The sequence below is a fragment of the Maricaulis sp. ABE4_448 genome (genome assembly GCF_056160825.1).
Map to the genome: position 1 here is coordinate 14,539 of NZ_JBSWXX010000003.1, position 20,516 is coordinate 35,054.

Consider the following 20,516-nt stretch of genomic DNA (forward strand, 5'->3'; position numbering starts at 1 on the left):
CCGGTCGAACCGGCGGGCCTTTCTTCTGTGCGCTGCTCCGATAGAGCCCGTCAGGTGTCGAGTGCCGCTGCGATGCGCTCACGGATATAGCGGCAATGGGCGCGGGTCTCGGCATCCAGCCAGACATCCCAGCCGTGATTCATCCCGGCAATCCGGCGCAGCGTGTCACGCACGGCGACCGCCGGGACATGCTGCAGCGAGGACGCGTCTTCGACGGCAATCAGCCGGTCGATATACTGGATCTGCAGATTGCGCCGGTAGACATTGGGACGGCCCCAGGGGTCGCCCTTGAAAATCTCCCGTGTCAGATCGCGCAGCATGGCGTGGGTGGAGTAGTCGCCGCCATAGGCCAGGCTGTCGGTCAGCCGGTTCAGCACGCGCGGATGCAGAAGGTGCGCGAGCACCGAATTCTGGGCATCGCGGACATAGGCCTGGACACGCGGCTCCTCGGCCCGGCGCAGGGCGTCGAACCCCCGCCGCTCCGGCTGCAGCCGGGCAATCAGTTCCGGCGGGAAATCGAAGGCATCCGGTCCGAATACGGTCTCGCCCAGCGTGCGCAGGGCGCGGCGCTGTTCGGCCGCGGAGACCGGGACGAAGGGCGCATCGGCCGCGCCCGGCTGGCCGACGACCGAGCGGTCGACATAGACCCCGCCGACATAGCGCGACACGATTCCGCCGGCCTGTTTCCACATGCCCATCAGCACGCCGAAAGCAGCGCGGGTCTCGGCCCAGCTCTCGCCGTCCTGCGGTACCGTCTCGACCAGGCCGGCCATCGTTGTGCGGGCGACATCGACCTGCCGCGCGGCAAAGCCGATCGGGTCGTTGGACAGGGAATAGGTGTTCACCCGCGGATCGATACCGCGGCCCGGCACCCGCACGGCATCGGCGTCGTTGCCGAAGACATGCTCGGGCCGGCTCGACAGGGCGAGCAGGGCATTGCGCGCCTCGGTCTCAGCGGTCTCCGGCGCATAGCCGAATCGGATCGCCCAACTGTCATAGGGCCCCGGCAGGCCCGGGAAGAACGGGCCCTGGCTTTCGCCGGCCGCGGCCAGATTGACGCCGGGATAGTCCATCACCGAAGCCGAGAGGCGGCGCTCGGCGCGCGGATCGCCGCTGGCCAGGGTCTCCAGATCGCCGAAATAGGAGGCCATCATGTTGTGGGTCAGGCCCAGCGTATGGCCGACCTCGTGCGCCACCATCCAGCTCAGCCCCTGCTCGATGATCGCATCGGGATCGATATCCGGACGATTTCCGGCGCGGGCAGCCGCGACGGCCGCCAGGCGCGCAAAGGCAGTCGAGCGGGCCATGTGCATGCCGGCCTCGCAGGCCTCGTCGATACCGGCTGCACCGATCGCGGCCATCGCTTCGCTGTCGAATGCGGTCCCGGGATCCGCTGCGGCACTGCCCTCGTCGACCGGCGGGAAGAGATCGGCCGTTTGCACCCAGCGCTGGACCGCGGCGTGTTCGATGACGATATCGGCGCCCAGGATCTCGCCGGTCAGCGGATTGGTGAAGCGCGGGCCGTAGCCGCCGAAAATCGGGTGAGGCGAGGCGATCCAGCGGATCACATTGTAGCGCACATCGCCGGCATCCCAGGCCGCGTCGTCCGGCTGCACATCGACCCGGATCGCATTGCGGAAGCCGGCGGCTTCGAAGACCGGGTTCCAGGCGAGGACGGCATCGCGGATCACGTCACGGTATTCCAGCGGTGTGGTGTTCTCGATCCAGAATGTGATGGGCCGGACGACATCGGAAACCTCGGCCTCCGGATCGGTTTTTTCCAGCCGCCATCGCTGGATCAGATCGTCGACCGGGCTGCCATCGACCCGGGTCAGATTGGTGCGGCGTTCCGTGAAGAAACCGACACGCGGATCGGCGCGGCGCGGCGTGAAGCCGTCATCCGGCATGCGCACAAATGTGTGCTGCACCACGGTCGTGTCCGACGAGCTTTCCGGCGTGCTCGCCCTGCTCCAGTCGAACACGAACTCGGTAACGATCTCGGTATTGTCCTCGTAATTGCGGATCGAGCGGATATTGGTCTTGCGGGCGTTCAGCGTACCCGGCCGGACCCCGAGGGCGCGGCCCATCGCCGAGGCCTGGCCGATGCGGACCAGCGAATTCGTCATGAACAGGTCGTTGGCGCGGACGATGACGCGGTTGGAACGGCGGCTTTCGGAGACGACTTCCAGACTGGCCAGCACGGTGAAGGGCACATTGGTGCCTTCCGCCCGGGTCAGGGTCGAATCCGGATCCATCACATAGTCGGTATTGCGGCGAACAACATCGACATGGCGGAACCGCCGGCGAAAGGAGATCACGGCGTTCTCTCCCATCAGGCCGGCCATGCGCATGCCATCCCGCCGCGAGCCGTCATGGACATAGCTGAAATAGATGTATTCCTCGCCGAGCTCGTCCTCGGTGAGCTCCAGGAAGAGCTCGCCGGTCTGGATGTCGCGGTAGAATTTCAGGAGGCCGGGGAAGGGGCGCTTGCGCTCGAGGAAGTCGTTCCACTCCTCGACCTCCTCGACGATCTGGGTCTCGCCGACGCACTGGGTGCGGTCTTCCAGCGTACAGGCGAGGGATTCAACGATCTGGACCGGGGTGCGCGCGTCAGGGCGCCCATCCTGTTCGTCGGCCTGGATCAGGGCGGCTGCGGGGCCTCCGGTCAGTCCCAGAATGATGGCTGCGACTGCCAGGCCGGCCATCTGCATCGTGTTCGCCATCCGGGGAGCTCCTCTTTCCGGGTCACATAGCGCCGGACGCACGCCTCCATCGCGCCGCCGGCCCGTCTCCTGTCCGCGAAAAACCGCCATCCACGCCGCCGGTGGCCGCAACCGGCCGCGGCAAGGCCCTGCCTTGCTCACACCCGTGCGGGACACATCCTGGCGGGAAACACACTCCGGTCCGGCCGGTTTTTCCGCCTCCTTGCACGCTTGCATGCAGAGCCGAACGCCAGCTTGTCGGTTTCATGACCTTTTCAGGGCCGTTGGACCGGGCATTAGCCCTGGTTGATTGGAGGCATAACGCGACCGGCCGCCGCGAGGCCAGTCATTTTGAATGAAAAGCCTCAGAATCCGGTTGTCCTTCAGGAGTTTGTGTCAGGAAGCGTGCAATCCGGGGTCGGCGGCCCAGAGGTGTTGGGCGGCATAGGCCCGCCAGGGGCGCCAGCGTTCGGCGCGCTGGGTCATGGCCTCGGCAGAGGGCCGGGTCCCGTCCGGCGCCGCGAGCGCCCGCATCAGTCCGATATCTGCCGCCGGGAAGGCGTCGGGCTCGCGCAATTGCCGCAGGGCGATGTATTGCGCCGTCCATTCGCCGACGCCGCGGATGGTCCGCAGATCGTGAATGGCCTCGTCGAGGCCGCGATGGGCGTCGAACAGGTTGGGGTTGTCCAGGCTGGCCGCGGCCACCGCGCTCAGCGTCGCAGACCGGCTCCGGGGCATGCCAAGGCCGGTCAGGTCGGCATCGGCAAGGACCGCGGCTTGCGGAAAAGTGTGCGTCAGCGGCCCGGCAGGTTCCGCCAGCGGCGTTCCGTAACAGGCGACCAGCCGGCCGGCGAGACGCGCCGCCGCGGTCACAGTGATCTGCTGGCCAAGCACAGCCCGGATCGCCAGCTCGAACCCGTCCCAGGCTCCGGGGACCCGCAGGCCGGGCCGGCGCGCGATATGGCGGGCCAGATCCGGGTCTTCGCTCAAATGGGCGGCAATGGCGGCGGGATCTGCGGCGAGGTCGAAGACCCGGCGGATGCGTCCGATGATACCGGGCAGGGCGGAGAGGACCGGGAAGACGATGGTCGCCCGCAGGGCATCGCCGCTGGCGGGCTCGATGCACACATGACCCTGGGCCCCGTCGATCTCGATCGTGCGCGCGTACGCATTCCCGCCGACATGCTCGATCCCCGCAATCGCTCGCAGACGCAGGAAATCCAGCATGGCGTCCCAGTCATAGGGCGGCTGGTAGCGCAGCAGGAGGCTCAGTCCGCCCGCCGTGCCGGCCGGGACAGCTTTGGCGCTCGCCCGGCGCAATTCGCCCGGCGGGCGGGCGAACATGTCGCGGAAGGTCTCGTTGAAGCGGCGGATGCTGGAAAAGCCCGAAGCGAAAGCGATTTCGGCCATCGGCATGCGTGTTTCATGGATCAGCTGTTTGGCGAGATGGATGCGGCGGGTCTGGGCAACAGCGACGGGCGAGGCGCCCAGATGCTGGTGAAACAGGCGGCGCAATTGCCGTTCGCCGACACCCAGCCGGCCAGCCAGTTCATCGACGCAAGCCGTATCCAGCGCGCCCTGCTCGATCAGGCGCAGGGCGCGGGAGACCGTGTTCGACGTGCCGCGCCAGGCGCCCATATCCGGCGCGGTCTCCGGCCGGCAGCGCAGACAGGGCCGGAAGCCGGCTTCGCGTGCGGCTGCAGCAGACGGGTAGAAAACGACGTTTTCCGATTTCGGCGTTGTCGCCGGGCAGACGGGACGGCAATAGATGCCCGTTGTCTTCACTCCGGTGAAGATGCGGCCGTCGAAACGGACATCGCGCTGGGACATGGCGCGGTAGCAGGCGTCGTGATCGAGATCCATGCCCCAAGGCTTGCCCGGGCCGGCCGGGCTGTCTAGCGGTTTTCGGACATGGATGTGCGGGTCTGACAGATGCCGGGTATCATGTCCGGAAACCGCCAGTCGCGCGCGCCGCTCTGGTGCAATGTGTGTCGGGCCCTATCGGAGAACAGCATGCCAGCACCGCACATTCTGCCGGACTTTCTCATCGAGCAGATCGACACGCCGATCGGCCTGACCTTTCTGGTCACGGACCGCGCTGGCATTTTGCGCGCGGTCGACTGGGAGGATCATGCCGAACGGCTGCACCGGCAGCTGGAGCGGCGTTATGGCGCGGATCTGTCTTTGAGCCATGCGGATACGCCCAGCGCGGCGCGCCGGGCGCTGGAGGCCTATTTCGCGGGCGACCTCACGGCCCTGGACGGGATTTCTGTTGAAGGCGCGGGGACCGAATTCCAGCGGGACGTCTGGCAGGCCCTGCGCGATATCCCGGTCGGTGAGACCGTCAGCTATGGCGAGCTGGCCCGGCGTATTGACCGGCCGAAAGCGGTGCGGGCCGTCGGCCTGGCCAATGGCGCCAATCCCATCCCCATTGTCGTGCCCTGTCACCGGGTCATAGGCGCCAATGCCTCGCTGACCGGCTTCGGTGGCGGGCTGGATCGCAAGCGCTGGCTGCTGGCGCACGAGGGTGTGGACGCGGCCCGCTGGGGCGAACCCCGACAGGCCGCACTGTTTTAGAATCCTGCGCGGTCGCGTGACCGAACCGGTGAACCGTTGCCCATGTCACCTGATCACGCTCGACGTCAGTTGCGGCCAAATAGGGGGCGCCGATCCTTCCCGGACAACTTAATTCGGGGTCACGCGAGGGTAAGCCCGGTGTCACGCTGGGTGACTTTGAGATGAACCATCCTCTCAGACTGCACTCAGCCTGGGCTTGCTAGACCGGTGTGCATGAAAGGCCGCTGCGTGGAGCCGGCCCCCCGACAGGGAGACAGGATGATGACCTTCTCGAAGTTGATGCTCGCCGGGGCCGCTCTGGCCTCGATCGCTTTCGCTGCAGGTGAAGCCGATGCCCAGTCGCGCTCTCGCGTCAGTGTGGAACAGTCCGGCTATGGCAATAGGGTGGAGGGCCGCTTTGACGGCTGGCGAAACCGGGCCCGGATCGCCCAGCGTGGCGACCAGAACGCGGCTGCCGCCCGCCAGGACGGCTATCGCAACCGGCTGGACATCCGCCAGCAGGGTTATGACAACTGGCAGGATGTGCTGCAGGCGGGCCTCGCCAATCGCGCGCTGACCCGCCAGTTCGGCGAGAACCTGACCGGGTCGGTCTATCAGTCCGGCAATGGCAATCTGGTCGGTGTCGCACAGGTGGGCGAAGGCCACACCGCGCACACCGTGCAAGAGGGCAATGGCAATATCCTCGGCGTGCTGCAGATCGGCAGCGGCCAGCACACCACCTATCACCAGATCGGTGACGGCAATGCCGATATCGTGGTGCAGTTCGGCTGGGACTGACCGGGATCAGCGTCCGGAGGGCTCGTCCGGCTTGTTGAGGGTAAGCCCCATCCGGGTTGCGTGCCAAGACGCCTCGGCGCGTGAAGAAATGCCCAGCTTGCGATAGATCGACTTGATGTGGCTGGCCACCGTGCTCTCGGCGAGATCGAGGCTGGCCGCCACATCGACATTGCGATGACCGCGTCCGATCAGTCCGAGCACTTCCTTTTCGCGCGTCGTCAGCTCTTCCTCCGGATCGGCCGCCGGTCCGGTATAGCGGAAATGCTCCATGATGCGCCGGGCGATGGACGGCGACAGCGCCGGTGTCCCGTCGGCCAGGCGTTTCAGCTGCGCGGTGAGCAGATCGGCCGGATTTTCCTTGAGCAGATAGCCTTCCGCGCCGGCCGACAGCGCAGCAACGATATGCGCGTCATCGCCCATCACGGTCGTGACGATGGGCACGGCGTCGGGGCAGACCAGTTTCAGGCTGCGCAGGACTTCCAGTCCCGAACCGTCCGGCAGGCCGAGATCGATCAGGGCGAGATCGAAATCCGCACTGGCTGCCGCTGCGGCCAGACCGCCGCGCATGCTCGCAGCTTCTTCGATGGAGCAACCGGGAAAGGCGTTCCCGGCAATCTCGCACAGCCAGCGCCGGGTCTGGGCGACATCCTCGACGATCAGGATACGTTTCATGCCGGCACTCCGGGCTGTTTCAGCGGAAAGCGGATCTCGATCCGTGTCCCGTCGGGCGAGCTGTCGCATGTCATTCGTCCTCCCAGAGTCTCGCTCCGGCTTTCAATGTTGGAGAGACCATTGCCGGCGCTGACGGTCTCGCGTTGGAAGCCATGGCCATTGTCGGTAATGACAAGGCGGGCCTTGCCGGCCTCCCGGGCCAGCTGAACCGACAGATGCGTGGCACCGGAATGCCGGATCGTGTTGCTGACGGCCTCGCGGATGATCGAGCGCAGGGCGTGGGTGGCCGAGGTCGACAGGTCGGGTGTTTCACCGATGTCGTTCTCCCAGACCAGTTCGATCCCGACGGCGCCGAGGCGTTCGGCTGTTTCAACACGCAGATCTGCGAGGGTTTCGTCCAGGTCGAGGCCCGGGGTGGCGGCATTGTTGATGATGTCGCGAAGGTCGGTCAGCGTTTCGCGGATCATCAGGTCCTTGCGGTCGTGATCGCTGGAATGCAGCGCGCCGAGCAGCTGGGCGCCGATATTGTCATGCATGTCACGGGCGATCCGGCTGCGCTCCTCGGCGACGCCGCGATCATAGGAGCGGCGGCTTTCTTCGGCATGGGCCATCAGCTCGATCAGCTGGCGCGCAGTGGCAAGGTGGCCGGGCGAGAACAGGGCGCGTCCACGCCAGGGGTGACGCAGGATGAGGGCGGGATGTCCCGGTGTCGACGGCAGGCGCATTTCAACGCCATCCTCGCGGATTTCGGGCTGGCCGACCGGGCCGTCGGCCTCGGCGATCTCCAGCGGGGCAAACAGGCGGTCGAGCAGGCTGCGCCAGCGATGATGGCGGCTGCGTCCTGATGCGCCGAAGGCGGTGTCGACCACGGCGAGGAAAAGCTCGTCCTGCTTCAGGCCGGGCCGGGGCAGGATGCGGCGGCCGATCACATCGCGCAGCGGCAGATAGATCAGCGCTGTGGCCAGCAGCGACACGCCGAAAGCCGGCCCGGGGTCGATCGCGATCAGCGAGACCAGGACGGCGTCGATGGCGAGCAGCACAATGGCACCGGCCGCGTAGAACAGGATGCGATAGGCCCAGTCGCCCAGCTCGAACAGGCGGAAGCGCTGCAGCCCCGCGGCAACGCCGATATAGATCAGGAGAAAGAAGGCGAAGGAGTAGTGTGAATCCAGGGGCGCCGGGATGCCCAGAACGCCGGGGATTGCGGTCAACGTGATGAAGCCGCCGGCACCGAACAGCACGGCGAGACCGAACCAGATTGCCACGGCGCGCGCCTTGGGATCGCGGCCGGTCACGGCGATCTGGGCCGCGACGGCGAGACAGATCGTCAGCATCTCGACCGTGGTCAGGAGATGGATGTTGTAGACCGGCTCCGTCCGGCCCTGCAGCGCACCCGTCATGCCGATCACGGTCCACAGACCGAAAAAGGCCGTGCTGCCGATAGCGAGAATGCGCCGGTAGGGCAGGCGGGCCGGATAGCAAATGAAAAGCGCGGTCATGGCGATGCCGAACATCGAGGCACCAACGCCGTTCAGGCCGATCAGTGTCAGGAAAACCGTGTCGGGCACCGGTGCCATCGACTCGCGCAAGGGCGCCGGTGCGTAGGTAAAGCACATGGTCGCGATGCCGCTGAGCACGAAGAGGCGCGTTGCCGTGTCCCGGGGTCTCAGCGCCCAGACCCAGCCCGACACGGCGAGCGAGCCGAAGCCGATCGCGATCTGGATCCAGAACACATGGGAGAGGCCGGTTAGCGGCCGCAAAGGGTCGCCGGGAATGGCCGGTCTCATGGCGGCCCAGATCACTGCAAGGCTCGCCGTGAGCCCGGCCACAAGCAATATGGCCAGTCTCGTATTCGGTGTCAGGCGAGTGCGGCTTGTGGGCATGCGGCTACGGTATTCCCCCGATCTCTTCCGGCCCCCGGTTTCCTCCGGCGTGTCGTTTCACGCTTATAACGGCAGGCCGCCCCTTGGCCGCTCCCCCGATCAGGGGATGGCCGCAATCGATTACACTTCGATAACCTCGTGAAATCCACTGGCAAACGCTCTGCCAGGTTTGGTGGCGGGGCACGGGAGGGGACATGAAACGCATTCTTCAAATCATCGCGACCGTCGGTGTCGCCGCGAGCTTGACCGCGTGCGCATCGCTCATCACCGGCGGCCCGCTGGTGCGTCCGGGCGAGCCGACCGGCGTTCTGGAGATCGCCAACGGGTCGGGCCGGACCCTTACGGCAATCCTCATCTCCGATTGTTCGGCCGCGAGCTACGGGCTCAACCGACTGCCGTCCGGTGTAACGGTGCCGCCGGGGCGTTCCTACCGCTTCACCGTCTCGGCCGGTTGCTGGGATGTGGATGCGGGGCTGGCCTATAATGAAGCCCGCTTCCGCACCCGGGTGCCGGCCGGCCGGCTGGTCCGCCACACCGTTGTCGACGGGCGCTAGTCGACGACAATCAGGTTCCGTCGTCGAGACTTGCCGTGAGAGCCGCCAGTTCCGGTGCGATGTCGCTGACGCGCACATTGCGGTCCAGCACCGCAGCGAGAGCGGGCGGCAGGTCGACCTTTTGGCCGATGACCGGTTCGACGATATCGGCGAATTTGCCGGGGTGGGCGGTTGCGGCGACAATCCAGGGCCGGGCTTTTTGCTCGGCTTCGGGCAGGCGTGCGTGGGCCTCGAGACCGGTCGCTGTATGCGGACAGGCGATGTAGTTGCTGTCCTCGAATGTGGTGCGCATGCGGGCGCGGATCGTGTCGTCGCCGATACACTCCACACCTGCGATCCGGCCACCGTCGAACCCGTCCAGGCGCTCAAAATTGCTTGGCGCACCGACATCCATGGCATTGGCGATGGTCGCGATCGATGCGCGCGCTGAATAACGGCCCGAGGCGAACCAGTCGGACAGGGTGGTGTTGGCATTGGTGGCCAGCACGATCGGGCCGATCGGCAGGCCGCAGGCCCGCGCCAGAATGGCGGCAAAGGCATTGCCCAGATTGCCTGTGGGGATGACGAGGCCGGGCTTTGCCCCGGTCTTGGCTTCCATGTCGACCGCAGCGCGGGACCAGTAGACCATTTGCGGCAGAAGGCGGCCGATGCTGATCGAGTTGGCCGAGGTCAGCGAATGCCTTGCGGTCAGGCCGGCATCGGCAAAGGCGGCCTTGACCAGGGACTGGCAGGCGTCGAAATCGCCAGCCACGCGGAGTGCCGAGACGGGTGGCTTCCAGCAGCACAGCTGGTGTTCCTGGAAGGCCGAGATGCGGCCCTTGGGAAACAGGATGACGGCGCGCACGCCGGGCACGCCTTCAGCAGCACAGCCGACGGCCCCGCCTGTATCGCCCGAAGTGGCGACCAGAACCGTGACCGGCGCGTTGGCATCCTGGCCCAGAGCGCTGAAACTGCGGAACAGGAAACGGGCACCGAAATCCTTGAAGGCGCCGGTCGGGCCATGAAACAGTTCGAGCACGGCCGGGGCGTCATCGCTCGATTGCGGGGCAATGCAGGGCGCCGGAAAGTCGAACGCATCGCGGCAGATGTCCGGTATGGCGTCCGCCAGTGGCGAGCCGGCGAAGAAGGGGGCGAGCAGGCGCGCCCCCAGATCGCCGAGCTCCGGCGTGTCGGCGAAATCGCTGCTGGTGAAGCCCGGCAGGCGTTCAGGCAGGTAGAGGCCGCCATCGGGTGCCGCGCCGGCCTTGAGCGCGATGTCGGCGGTGACGGCAGGCGCGTTGCCGCGGGTTGAGCGAAAAAGCATGGACGGCACTATCCTTGTTGCGGTTCGACACGCAGGCCGGCGGAGTTGAGCGGGGCGTCATAGGCGGTCGCCGGGCACCCGGCTGCAGCAAAGGCCGCGGCCATGGCGGTACGCGTGGCGTCGAGATCGGCCACCCGGGTCCAGGCGAAGACAGACGGGCCCGAGCCGGAGAAGGAACAGCCCAGCGCGCCGGCCTCAAGGGCGGCGGCCTGGACCGGTGCCAGTTCCGGCAGCAGGCTGGCCCGCTGGGGCTCGATGAAGATATCGCGCAGGCCGCTGGCCACGAGGTCGAGATCGCCACTGGCGCAACCGGCCACGAAGCTGGCCATGTTCCGCGAATGCTCGACCGCGATGTCTTTTTTGATCTGCGGCGAGAGAAGTTCGCGTGCAGCCTGGGTCTCGATCTTGCGCTGGGGGTGGAAGACCACACAGGCAATCCCTTCGGGCAGGGGGAGGCGCCGGATCAGGGGCGGGTCGAGACGCGCAGCCAGGACCAGACCGCCCAGCAATGCCGCCATCACATTGTCCCAGGGCGGCGGATCGGCGGAGACCTTCTCGCCTTCCATCGCCAAGGGCAGGAGTTCGATATCGGAAAAGGGTTTGTCGAGCAGCGCATTGGCGGCACCGGCAGCCGCGACGGCCGAGGCGGCGGAACCACCCATGCCGGCGCTCAGCGGCACGCCCTTGTGCACATCGATCCGCAGGCCGAAATCGGCCCTGGCGGCATCAAGCACGGCCGCGGCTGCGGCGAGGGCACAATTGCGCCCGGGTTCGGCCGGCAGGCTGTCGACCAGGCCGGAAACCGTCCCGAGGCGGACACCGGGCTGGTCTTCCCGTGTCGCGCAGACTTCGTCACGCACGGCATCGAAGGCGAGGCCGAGCACGTCGAAGCCGACCCCGACATTCCCCACACTGGCGGGCGCGCTGGCGCGGGCCGCCGGATTTGCTGTCGTCATGCCACCTGTCCCGTCGACATTCGGCGGATATGGCTAAGCGGATTCTCCGGTACAGGCGACGCCTCGGCCTCGCCGGTGAGATAGGAGCGCTGGATATCCATGATATCGGCAAACACCGCTTCCGCTGTCGGCCAGCGGCCGGCGCCCTTGCCGCGGACGGAAACTGTCTTCTGCGGCAGTTTCACAAGGAAGCCATTGCCTTCATTGACGAGGCCGGCGAGGGGATGGTCCGGCTCCAGGGCGACAATCTCGACCCGCGCTTCGATGCGCCCGTCCGGCGTCGCTTCGCAGCGGGCGATCTGTTTGAAGACCATTCCCTTTTCGTTGACGGCCCTGATCCGGTTGGCGTCGAGATCGTTGAGGCTTTCCTTTTCGATCTGGTTGGGGTGCAGCGTGACGCCAAAGGCGTGATGGGCCAGCAGGACCAGCTTGTCGGCGGCGTCATGGCCATCGAGATCGGTGCTGGGGTCGGCCTCGGCGAAGCCCAGTCGCTGGGCTTCACTGACGGCGTCGGCGAGGCGTGTGCCCTGTTTAAGCTGATCGAAGATGAAATTGCACGTACCGTTCATCACCCCTTCGACGGCGAGGATTTCACCATTGCGGCCAAGCAAGTCGACCAGCTCGAGGATCGGAACACCGCCGCCGATGGCCGCCGAATAGCGCAATTGCCGTCCCTGCTGGCGGGCCAGGTCATTGAGGCGGTCGATATCCAGCGCCACCACGGCCTTGTTGGCGGTGACAAGATGGCTGCCATCGCGCAGCACAGTCTGGCTCAGCGCGCGGGCCGTATCCGTACCGCCCAGCGTTTCCACCACAATGTCGGGCGTTCCGGCGAGGGCGACGGCCGGGTCGCCGGTAAATTCGAGTGGGTGATCGCAGGCGGCTGAATGTTTGGCCGGGTCGCGTACAAGAACCGGAGCGAGCTCGAACCGGCCGGGATGGGCAAGGAGATGAGAGCACACACCGGCGCCCACCGCGCCGTGCCCGAGAACCGCGACTTTCAGCTTGCGGACCGCGGGCACCGGGCCGGGGCGTTGCTGCACGCGTCCGGCGATGCGCGTGGCATAGGGACGCCCCAGAGCGGCAACCTCGATCACGACCTGGTTGTCGCGGGCCCGGAAGATGGCTTTCTCCTGAACCAGTCCACGGCTGACACGCACGGCCTCGTCATAGTCCAGCTGGTCGAGGCGTTCGGCGTCGGCAACCTTGGCCGGATCATCCGTGTAGACCCCGTCGACATCCTTGATCAGCCGGACCCGGTCGGCATCGAGCCAGTGTGCGAACTCGACCGCCGTCAGATCCGTTCCGCCACGACCCAGTGTGACCGGTCCTGCAACGCCTTCCCCGAAGAAGCCCGGCGCAACGATCACGTCAGCGCTTTCGAAATGGGCCAGGACCCGATCGGAATCCAGACCCGTCAGATTGGCGTCGAGCGGCTCGCCATCGGCCATCAGACCCATTTCATGCGGATCGAGCACGGCAGAGGGAATGCCGGTTCGCTCCAGCGCCAGACCCATCAGCGCTGCAGACTTCAGCTCGCCGCACCGGACCAGCCGGGCCATCAGGCCGTCACTCGCCCCCTGGCCGACATCGCCACCGACGGCAAACAGGGCGTCGGTTTCACCTTGCAGGGCGGATACGACCGCGACAACCTTCTCGCCGGCACGCGTGTGGCGATAGATTTCGTGAGCGGCGCGGACATAGTCGTCGGGCTTCTGGAGGACGGAGCTTCCGAATTTGAGAACGCAAAGCTTCAGCGGTTTTCGGGCATCGAGGTCGAGGGGCATGGGTCTGGGTCCTTCGGGTCTTTTGGGTCTGGCTGATCGGTAAAGAGTGAATTTCGGGCATAAAAAAACCCGCTCGCCGGGGCCGGGGAGCGGGGTCGGTGTGTTGCGGTTTTCTAGTCCGCTAGCGCACGCCGGCCGCCCCCCGTGTCCAGGAGGTGGTCATAATGGTGGTCGTGGTGGTACCGAGGCCGCCGGGCATGGCGCCGCCGCGACCGGGCAGACCGGTGACGGTCTGGGTCTGAAGGCCGGCGATGTTCATGGCGTCGAGCGTCATGACGGGTCCATCCCTGCGGCAGCGGTGTGCTGCGCTTGCGAAGTCCCCGCAAGGAAGGCGTATTTACCGGGGTGCGTCAAACAAATTTTGCGCTGGGGGTGTTTTTTTACCGAATTGACGCAATTTTTTCGCCGGATGCTGGTTCGGAAAACGGCGGAAGGTGTGAGATAAATTACCCGTTGCGATCGTTTGGAGAAAGAATATCCCGCCGTGCCGGCGGTTGATGCCAAAATATACTCATATCGAGTGAGGCGGCCTGGTTAGCAAAAAATCTTGCCTCCGGACACGAAAAAGCCCCGGCAGGTGCGGGCCGGGGCTTTTGTCAGGTGGATGCCGGCAGGCCTATTCGGCCGCGGTTTCCAGCGTCTTTTCACGCGCTGGCAGCTTGGGCGCCGCGGCGCGGACATAGGCCGCCACATTGTCCTCGAACTTGGTGAAGTTCTCGACGAACATGGTCACCAGCTTGGCGGCCTGGGCGTCATAGGCGGCCGGGTCGGACCAGGTCGCACGCGGGTCGAGGATGCCCTCATCGACACCGGGAACCGCGATCGGCACCATGAAGCCGAACAGCTTGTCCTCGCGGAAGGCGGCGTCGTTCAACGAGCCGTCCAGTGCGGCATTCAGCAGGCTGCGTGTCGCCCTGATCGGCATGCGGTGGCCTGTGCCGTAGGCACCGCCCGTCCAGCCGGTATTGACCAGCCAGCAATCGACGTCGTGCTCGGCGATCAGTTCGCGCAGCAGGGCGCCGTAATCGGCCGGGTGGCGCGGCATGAAGGGCGCGCCGAAACAGGCCGAGAAGGTGGCGGTCGGCTCGGTGACGCCCTTTTCCGTGCCGGCGACCTTGGCGGTATAGCCGGACAGGAAGTGATACATCGCCTGGGCCGGGGTCAGCTTGGCGATCGGCGGCAGCACGCCAAACGCGTCGCAGGTCAGCATGACCAGGTTTTTCGGATGCCCGCAGCGGCCGGTTTCCGAAGCGTTGGGGATGGCGTGCATCGGGTAGGCGCCGCGGCTGTTCTCGGCCAGGCTGTCATCGTCCAGGTCGAGCTGGCGGGTGACCGGATCCATCACCACGTTTTCCAGCACCGTGCCCCACATTTTCGTGGTGGCATGGATTTCCGGCTCGGCCTCGGCCGACAGACGGATCATCTTGGCGTAGCAACCGCCTTCGAAATTGAAGAGACCGTTTTCCGACCAGCCATGCTCGTCATCGCCGATCAGCGTGCGGCTGGCATCGGCCGACAGCGTGGTCTTGCCGGTGCCGGACAGGCCGAAGAAGATCGCGGCGTCGTCCTGGCTGCCGACATTCACCGAGCAGTGCATCGGCATGATCTTCTTTTTGGGCAGCAGGTAGTTGAGGATGGTGAAGACCGATTTCTTCGTCTCGCCGGCATAGGACGTGCCGCCGATCAGCACCAGCTTGCGCGCGAAATCGACCGCGATCACCGTTTCCGAGCGGCAGCCATGGCGTGCGGGATCGGCCTGGAAGCTGGGCAGGTTGACGATGGTGAACTCGGCCTCGAACCCGTCCAGCTCGGCCGGCTCGGGACGGCGCAGCAGGTGGCGGATGAAGAGGGAGTGCCAGGCCAGCTCGTTGACGACGCGCACCGGCAGGCGGTGATCCAGATCGGCGCCGCCGAACAATTGCTGCACGAAGACTTCCTTGCCGTCCAAGTGCGCCTGGAAGTCCTGCCACAGCGTGTCAAACTGTTCGGGCGTGATGGACGCATTCGTATCCCACCAGACCTGCTCTTCGGTCTCCGCATCGCGGACGGTGAACTTGTCCTTGGCCGAGCGGCCGGTATGGGCGCCGGTTTTCACTACCAGCGGGCCACCCTCGGCCACGTCACCCTCGCCACGACGCACGGCCTCTTCATAGAGACGGGCCTCGTTCCAGTTCAGATTTACGCGGCCGGCATTGACGCCAAGGGCTTTGAGCCCGCCATCACGCGTTTCGGAATTCGACATGTTTCCTGCTTCCCCAGTGTGGTCAGTCTGCTCGCTCTTCATGGTTCCGGTCCGGACCGTGTCGGGCCGGGCGCCGGTGAGCCACTCACCTGTTTGCGGGCGCTTGTATGAAACGGGACTGTTTGCGCACCCTGTTATCGACGATCCCGGGAGCAAGACGCTTGCCACACGGGTCGAACGGTTTTGGTATTCCGGCGGTAGCAGATCGTCCGGAGGCAGAAAAGCCCTTCGGTCACGCCGGAAATTGAAAGTGAAGGATGGGGAACGAAATGGTATCGCAAAAACTTTTGGCATGTGCCGCAATTGCTTCGGTTTTTTCTGCCTCGCCTGCTTTTGCACAGGAAATGCCTGCGCCGTCCGGGCGCAATGTCCGCTTCATGCAACTGGCACTGGATTGCGTGCAGCGCGAATATCCCAACAAGATCTCGCACGTGCTGCAATCCGGTGAGGACGCGCTGACCCCGCGGGACCTCTATCCGGCATTTTATGGCTGCTATGACTGGCATTCGGCGGTCCACGGACACTGGCTTCTGGTCCGGCTGTTGCGCGAGGCCGGAGACGGTGAGCTGGCCGACCGCGCGACCGCGGCACTCGATGCCAATCTGACGCCCGGGAATATTGCCGGGGAAGTGGCCTATTTCGGCGGCGAGGGGCGCGGCTCCTTCGAGCGCCCTTACGGTCTGGCCTGGCTGCTGCAGCTTGGTCTCGAGCTGCGCGAATGGGATGACCCGCGCGCCGAGCGCTGGCTGGCGGCGCTGGCGCCGCTCGAGACGGTGGTGGCCGACCGGTACAAGACCTGGCTGCCCAATCTGCTCTATCCGATCCGCATCGGCACGCACAACCAGTCGGCCTTCGGCTTTGCCCTCGCGCTGGACTGGGCCCGGGCGACCGGCGATGCCGGGCTGGAAAGGCTGATCGTCGACAAGGCGCGCGAATTTCACATCGGGGACCGCGACTGCCCGATTGCCTATGAACCGTCCGGCGAGGATTTCCTGTCACCCTGTCTGATGGAGGCGGATCTCATGCGGCGCGTGATGCCGCAGGCCGAGTTTGCGGCCTGGCTGGGCAGTTTCCTGCCGGGCATCCCGGAGGACGGGTCCGCCGACTGGCTGGAGCCGGGACGGGTTGTCGATCCGACCGATGGCAAGCTGGTCCACCTGGACGGTGTGAACCTGTCGCGCGCCTGGAATCTCGATGCGATCGCCCATGCCCTGCCGCAGGGCGACCCGCGCATTGCAGCCCTGCAAGCCAGCGCGCAGCGCCATGGCGAGGCGGGTATCGCCTCGGTGACGGGCGATGATTATGCCGGCGGACACTGGCTTGCGAGCTTTGCCACTTATTATGTCACGGGCCGTGCGCTCGACGCACCGCTATGGCGCGCCGTACCGTCCGCCGGCGAGGATGGCTGAGATCAGCTGGTCGGGTTGTCCGGGGTCGGTTTGACCGGCTCTTCGCGTTTGATGTCGTCGGGCAGGGGGATGTGTTCCTGCTCGCCCGGCGGCAGGATGAAACGTCCCCCGTCCGGGAAACCGGCCTCCGCCGCTGCGACCCAGTCATGCTTGGCCGTGTCGATATCGGCTTCGTCGCTGGCGACGAAATTCCAGTAGATGTGCCGGTCGCCCAGCGGGGCGCCGCCACAGATCATGATGCGGCTGGGCAATTGTGCGCCCAGCTCCGGCGCCGTGCCCGGTTCGATCACGGCCATTTCACCCGGTTCGAGCGCCTGGCCGTCGACCGTGACGGCGCCTTCCACCAGATAGACCGCCACATCGTCATGCTCGAGATTGAGCTTGGTCGAGGCGCCCGCCCGCAATTCGCCGTGCAGGTAGACGATGGGCGAGAACACCTCGACGGGAGACCGGTGCCCCCATGCGGTGCCGAGGATCAGCCGGAAATCGCCACCATCGCGCTCGAAGCGCGGCAGGGTCTCGGCCTTGTGGTGATGGAAGGCCGGCTCGATGTCTTCCTTGTCCGAGGGCAGGGCCACCCATGTCTGGATACCGTAAAGGCGATGCCCGGCAGTCCGTTCCTCGTCCGGTGTGCGTTCGGAATGCACCACGCCGCGGCCGGCCGTCATCCAGTTCACATCGCCGGGGCGGATGGTCAGGTCGACGCCGAGACTGTCCTTGTGCTGCATGGCGCCGTCAAACAGATAGGTCACCGTTGCCAGGGCGATGTGGGGGTGAGGGCGCACATCGATGCCCTGGCCAGGCGCGAAGTCGGCCGGGCCCATCTGGTCGAAAAAGATGAAGGGCCCCACCATGCGGCGGCGCGCATAGGGCAGGACACGGCGGACTTCAAATCCGCCCAGGTCGCGCGTGCGTCCCTGAATGGTTCGTTCGATCTTGCTGTCCATCGTTTCGTTCCCATCTGTTGGTGACGGCTTCCACAGCCCCGGCCCTTGCGCCGGGGGCAAAGCGTTTCATAGTGACGCATCGAATGTGTGGGGAGGTAAGGATGAAAGCAATTGTCGCCCTTGGAATGACCATGTTTCTCACGGCGGAAACAATCGGTCAGGAGCGCCAGGATACTTCACCGGAAGCAGCCGCCACGGCACGCACGCTGATGGAGACCGCGCTCGAAAGCGACCTGGCCTATGACATTGTCGAGTCTCTGACGACGGAAATCGGGCCGCGTCTGGCGGGTTCCGAAGCCGAGGAGCGGGCGCGCGCCTGGGGTGCGGCGCTGGGGCAGGAACTGGGTTTCGACCGCGTCGAGGTCGAAGGCTTCACAATGCCCTTCTGGGATCGCGACAGCCTGTCCATCACCATGACCGCCCCTTACGAGATGGAGCTCTACGGTACGGCGCTGGGTGGTTCGGGGGCTGGCTCCGTTCAGTCGGAGATCGTGTATTTCCGCACCGTTGATGATCTGGTGGCCGCTGAAGACGGTTCACTGGAAGGCCGTATTGCCTTCATCGACGGAAACATCATGGTGCGCAGCCAGGTCGGGGCCGGCTATGGCCCGGCCAATCAGCGCCGCCGTATCGGCTGGCAACATGCCGAGCGCGCTGGCGCCTCGGCCCTGGTCGTTCGCTCGGTCGGCTCGGACAGCCATCGCTTTCCGCACACCGGCATGATGAGCGATCTCGACGGCAGCTGGGCCGGTATCCCGGTGATCGCGGTCTCCAATCCCGATGCCGACCATCTGCGCCGCCTCCACAATAATGGCGAGGCCATCAGCCTGACGGTGAATTCCGCTGCCGGCTGGCATGGTGAAGTGACCAGCGGCAATGTCGTGCTGGACCTTGTCGGGCGGGAAAACCCGGAAGAGATCGTGCTGATCGGCGGCCATCTCGATAGCTGGGATCTGGGCACGGGGGCTGTCGATGACGGGGCTGGTGTCGCGATCACGGTCGCGGCTGCCAAGCTGATCGCCGACCTGCCGCAACGGCCGCGCCGCACGATCCGTGTCGTGATGTTCGGGGCCGAGGAAGTCGGTCTTCTGGGCGCGCGCGCCTATGCCGCACAACACGCCGATGAGGTGGCCAACCATGTGCTGGCGACCGAATCCGATTTCGGTGCCCGGACCGTCTGGCGCCTGTCCTCGAATGTCTCGGACGCCGGCACGCCGGTGATCGACGAGGTGGGCCGTGTCATCGCCCCGCTGGGGATTATCCGCGGCGGCTCGAACGAGCCCGGCGGCGGCCCGGACATCATCCCGCTGGCCATGCTGGGCGTTCCGACTGTGCGTCTTGAGCAGAATGGCGAGGATTACTTCGACCTGCACCACACGCCGGACGACACGCTGGACAAGATCGATCCCGACGAGCTGGCCCAGAATGTCGCCGCCTATGCGGCGCTGGTCTACCTGGCGGCGGAGACGGATGTCGACTTCCGCGAAACGCCGGACGACACGGCAAGCCAGTAGGCTCCGACCGCAAACAGTCTGACAGGGAAGAGGCGGGAGCGTGGCTCCCGCCTCTTTTTCATGACATCAGCGTCCGACGATCCCGTATTCGCCGCCGCGTTCGAGCGCCCGGACATAGGCGGGGCGGTTGTGGATGCGTTCCAGCCAGGCCTGGATGGCCGGATAGGCCTTGCCGATACCGCCGCGGGCTGCCGCCGCTTCCAGCGGGAAGCTCATCTGGATATCGGCGGCCGAGAAGCTGTCGCCGGCGAACCAGTCACGTCCGGACAGTTCGGCCTCGATATAGCCGAAGATATTGTCGATCTCGGGCTGGACGAAACCGTCATTGAGCCGGGTCACGATCGAGCGCGCGATCGGTTTGGCGAAGAAGGGCATCTTGGCCTTGGCGATCTGGTCGACCACCAGTTTCACCAGCAGCGGCGGCATGGCCGAGCCTTCGGCAAAGTGCAGCCAGTAGACATAGCGCCGGTGTTCGTCGCTGCCGGCTTCGGGCTTGAGGCTGGAGCCGTAGGTGTTGGTCAGATACTCGGTAATCGCGCCGGACTCGGCGATGACGCGGTCGCCATCGGAAATCACCGGCGACTTGCCCAGCGGGTGAACCTCCTTGAGCGCCGCCGGCGCGCGCATCGTCTGCGCGTCACGCTCATATTTGCGGATTTCATAGGTCTGCCCGATTTCCTCCAGCAGCCAGAGAATGCGCTGCGAGCGCGAATTGTTGAGGTGGTGCACCGTGATCATGGCTATTGTCCTGCGGGTTTCGTCACTTCCCGCAAAGATAGAGCGCCTGTGCGGTGCTGCAATGCAAAACCTTAATCGAGCATCGGCTCGATCATATCGCCGGCCGGCTGCTGCCAGTCGGGCAGGGAAAGGCCGGTATCGAGACCGGCATGGCGAAGCCGGTGCTGCAACTCTTCCGCCAGCGCGCGATCTCCGCCAGCGAGGTCGAGAATTGTGTAGAAGGTCAGGTTCGCCACATGGCCGACATGGGTGTGACCATGATCGGCGAGTGTGAAGGCCAGTTCCGCAAGCTGCGGCTGGCGGGCGCAGAAGGTCAGCATGTCGCGGTCGAGCAGGCGACGTGCCTCACGGTCCAGGGCGCGTGTTCCGGTCGCGTTTCGCGCGGGCTGAATGGACATGGCGAGCCCCATCTCTAGCGCATCGTTTCAGTTTCAATACCAGATATTGTGGTACGC

General features: G+C 65.6%; 17 protein-coding genes. 5 read left to right on the plus strand and 12 right to left on the minus strand.

The features are described 5' to 3' along the window. Nucleotides 1–50: 50 nt before the first annotated feature. Entirely contained in the window at nucleotides 51–2,723 is a 2,673-nt protein-coding gene (locus ACXAJV_RS09100; RefSeq protein ID WP_475084464.1) for a zinc-dependent metalloprotease, read from the minus strand. Between the two features lie 375 nt (nucleotides 2,724–3,098). After that, nucleotides 3,099–4,565 (minus strand): AlkA N-terminal domain-containing protein, encoded by a 1,467-nt coding sequence (locus ACXAJV_RS09105; protein ID WP_475084466.1) that lies wholly within the window; start codon nucleotides 4,563–4,565, stop codon nucleotides 3,099–3,101. A gap of 150 nt (nucleotides 4,566–4,715) precedes the next feature. Here ACXAJV_RS09105 and ACXAJV_RS09110 point away from each other — a divergent pair, with 150 nt between their 5' ends. Continuing rightward, nucleotides 4,716–5,279 carry a methylated-DNA--[protein]-cysteine S-methyltransferase gene (locus tag ACXAJV_RS09110; RefSeq protein WP_475084468.1) on the plus strand — a complete coding sequence of 188 codons (564 nt, stop codon included), beginning with the start codon at nucleotides 4,716–4,718 and terminating at the stop codon, nucleotides 5,277–5,279. A gap of 258 nt (nucleotides 5,280–5,537) precedes the next feature. Beyond that, a complete protein-coding gene (locus ACXAJV_RS09115; protein ID WP_475084470.1) occupies nucleotides 5,538–6,056 on the plus strand; it encodes a curlin-associated protein in 519 nt (172 codons plus the stop codon). Nucleotides 6,057–6,062: 6 nt separating this feature from the next. On the opposite strand, the gene ACXAJV_RS09120 is transcribed toward ACXAJV_RS09115, so the two are convergent. Then, entirely contained in the window at nucleotides 6,063–6,728 is a 666-nt protein-coding gene (locus ACXAJV_RS09120; RefSeq protein ID WP_475084471.1) for a LuxR C-terminal-related transcriptional regulator, read from the minus strand. Continuing rightward, nucleotides 6,725–8,611 (minus strand): sensor histidine kinase, encoded by a 1,887-nt coding sequence (locus tag ACXAJV_RS09125; RefSeq protein ID WP_475084474.1) that lies wholly within the window; start codon nucleotides 8,609–8,611, stop codon nucleotides 6,725–6,727. The genes ACXAJV_RS09120 and ACXAJV_RS09125 overlap by 4 nt, the downstream gene beginning before the upstream one ends. 194 nt (nucleotides 8,612–8,805) lie before the next feature. Here ACXAJV_RS09125 and ACXAJV_RS09130 point away from each other — a divergent pair, with 194 nt between their 5' ends. After that, nucleotides 8,806–9,165 (plus strand): hypothetical protein, encoded by a 360-nt coding sequence (locus tag ACXAJV_RS09130; RefSeq protein WP_475084477.1) that lies wholly within the window; start codon nucleotides 8,806–8,808, stop codon nucleotides 9,163–9,165. A gap of 10 nt (nucleotides 9,166–9,175) precedes the next feature. On the opposite strand, the gene thrC is transcribed toward ACXAJV_RS09130, so the two are convergent. The 5 genes from thrC to ACXAJV_RS09155 all read right to left on the minus strand — a co-directional run bounded on the left by thrC (nucleotide 9,176) and on the right by ACXAJV_RS09155 (nucleotide 15,453). Then, on the minus strand, nucleotides 9,176–10,468 hold the full coding sequence (thrC, locus tag ACXAJV_RS09135; RefSeq protein ID WP_475084480.1) for a threonine synthase: 1,293 nt from the start codon (nucleotides 10,466–10,468) through the stop codon (nucleotides 9,176–9,178). An 8-nt stretch (nucleotides 10,469–10,476) separates the two neighbouring features. Next, nucleotides 10,477–11,424, minus strand: coding sequence for a homoserine kinase (locus ACXAJV_RS09140; RefSeq protein ID WP_475084483.1), 948 nt, complete (start codon nucleotides 11,422–11,424; stop codon nucleotides 10,477–10,479). Then, nucleotides 11,421–13,211: a homoserine dehydrogenase gene (locus ACXAJV_RS09145; protein WP_475084485.1), complete on the minus strand. Its 1,791-nt coding sequence runs from the start codon at nucleotides 13,209–13,211 to the stop codon at nucleotides 11,421–11,423. The genes ACXAJV_RS09140 and ACXAJV_RS09145 overlap by 4 nt, the downstream gene beginning before the upstream one ends. A 121-nt stretch (nucleotides 13,212–13,332) precedes the next feature. Beyond that, entirely contained in the window at nucleotides 13,333–13,485 is a 153-nt protein-coding gene (locus ACXAJV_RS09150; RefSeq protein ID WP_475084488.1) for a hypothetical protein, read from the minus strand. 342 nt (nucleotides 13,486–13,827) lie between these two features. Then, entirely contained in the window at nucleotides 13,828–15,453 is a 1,626-nt protein-coding gene (locus ACXAJV_RS09155) for a phosphoenolpyruvate carboxykinase (protein WP_475084490.1), read from the minus strand. Nucleotides 15,454–15,797: 344 nt separating this feature from the next. Between ACXAJV_RS09155 and ACXAJV_RS09160 the strand changes: the two genes are divergently transcribed. Further along, nucleotides 15,798–16,862, plus strand: coding sequence for a DUF2891 domain-containing protein (locus tag ACXAJV_RS09160; protein WP_475084492.1), 1,065 nt, complete (start codon nucleotides 15,798–15,800; stop codon nucleotides 16,860–16,862). A gap of 2 nt (nucleotides 16,863–16,864) precedes the next feature. Here the strand turns inward: ACXAJV_RS09160 and ACXAJV_RS09165 are convergent, their stop codons facing one another. Beyond that, entirely contained in the window at nucleotides 16,865–17,809 is a 945-nt protein-coding gene (locus ACXAJV_RS09165; protein WP_475084494.1) for a pirin family protein, read from the minus strand. A gap of 101 nt (nucleotides 17,810–17,910) precedes the next feature. Here ACXAJV_RS09165 and ACXAJV_RS09170 point away from each other — a divergent pair, with 101 nt between their 5' ends. Beyond that, on the plus strand, nucleotides 17,911–19,323 hold the full coding sequence (locus tag ACXAJV_RS09170) for a M20/M25/M40 family metallo-hydrolase (RefSeq protein WP_475084496.1): 1,413 nt from the start codon (nucleotides 17,911–17,913) through the stop codon (nucleotides 19,321–19,323). A gap of 66 nt (nucleotides 19,324–19,389) precedes the next feature. Here the strand turns inward: ACXAJV_RS09170 and ACXAJV_RS09175 are convergent, their stop codons facing one another. Both ACXAJV_RS09175 and ACXAJV_RS09180 read right to left on the minus strand, forming a co-directional pair. Next, nucleotides 19,390–20,061 (minus strand): glutathione S-transferase, encoded by a 672-nt coding sequence (locus ACXAJV_RS09175; protein ID WP_475084498.1) that lies wholly within the window; start codon nucleotides 20,059–20,061, stop codon nucleotides 19,390–19,392. Nucleotides 20,062–20,132: 71 nt separating this feature from the next. Continuing rightward, complete coding sequence (locus tag ACXAJV_RS09180; RefSeq protein ID WP_475084500.1) at nucleotides 20,133–20,459, minus strand: hypothetical protein; 327 nt, start codon at nucleotides 20,457–20,459, stop codon at nucleotides 20,133–20,135. Between the last annotated feature and the right edge of the window lie 57 nt (nucleotides 20,460–20,516).

Coding starts and splice junctions, on each gene's coding strand:
- ACXAJV_RS09100 (WP_475084464.1), bottom strand. CDS start 2,723: ATGGCGAACACGATGCAGATGGCCGGCCTGGCAGTCGCAGCCATCATT.
- ACXAJV_RS09105 (WP_475084466.1), bottom strand. CDS start 4,565: ATGGATCTCGATCACGACGCCTGCTACCGCGCCATGTCCCAGCGCGAT.
- ACXAJV_RS09110 (WP_475084468.1), top strand. CDS start 4,716: ATGCCAGCACCGCACATTCTGCCGGACTTTCTCATCGAGCAGATCGAC.
- ACXAJV_RS09115 (WP_475084470.1), top strand. CDS start 5,538: ATGATGACCTTCTCGAAGTTGATGCTCGCCGGGGCCGCTCTGGCCTCG.
- ACXAJV_RS09120 (WP_475084471.1), bottom strand. CDS start 6,728: ATGAAACGTATCCTGATCGTCGAGGATGTCGCCCAGACCCGGCGCTGG.
- ACXAJV_RS09125 (WP_475084474.1), bottom strand. CDS start 8,611: ATGCCCACAAGCCGCACTCGCCTGACACCGAATACGAGACTGGCCATA.
- ACXAJV_RS09130 (WP_475084477.1), top strand. CDS start 8,806: ATGAAACGCATTCTTCAAATCATCGCGACCGTCGGTGTCGCCGCGAGC.
- thrC (WP_475084480.1), bottom strand. CDS start 10,468: ATGCTTTTTCGCTCAACCCGCGGCAACGCGCCTGCCGTCACCGCCGAC.
- ACXAJV_RS09140 (WP_475084483.1), bottom strand. CDS start 11,424: ATGACGACAGCAAATCCGGCGGCCCGCGCCAGCGCGCCCGCCAGTGTG.
- ACXAJV_RS09145 (WP_475084485.1), bottom strand. CDS start 13,211: ATGCCCCTCGACCTCGATGCCCGAAAACCGCTGAAGCTTTGCGTTCTC.
- ACXAJV_RS09150 (WP_475084488.1), bottom strand. CDS start 13,485: ATGACGCTCGACGCCATGAACATCGCCGGCCTTCAGACCCAGACCGTC.
- ACXAJV_RS09155 (WP_475084490.1), bottom strand. CDS start 15,453: ATGTCGAATTCCGAAACGCGTGATGGCGGGCTCAAAGCCCTTGGCGTC.
- ACXAJV_RS09160 (WP_475084492.1), top strand. CDS start 15,798: ATGCCTGCGCCGTCCGGGCGCAATGTCCGCTTCATGCAACTGGCACTG.
- ACXAJV_RS09165 (WP_475084494.1), bottom strand. CDS start 17,809: ATGGACAGCAAGATCGAACGAACCATTCAGGGACGCACGCGCGACCTG.
- ACXAJV_RS09170 (WP_475084496.1), top strand. CDS start 17,911: ATGAAAGCAATTGTCGCCCTTGGAATGACCATGTTTCTCACGGCGGAA.
- ACXAJV_RS09175 (WP_475084498.1), bottom strand. CDS start 20,061: ATGATCACGGTGCACCACCTCAACAATTCGCGCTCGCAGCGCATTCTC.
- ACXAJV_RS09180 (WP_475084500.1), bottom strand. CDS start 20,459: ATGTCCATTCAGCCCGCGCGAAACGCGACCGGAACACGCGCCCTGGAC.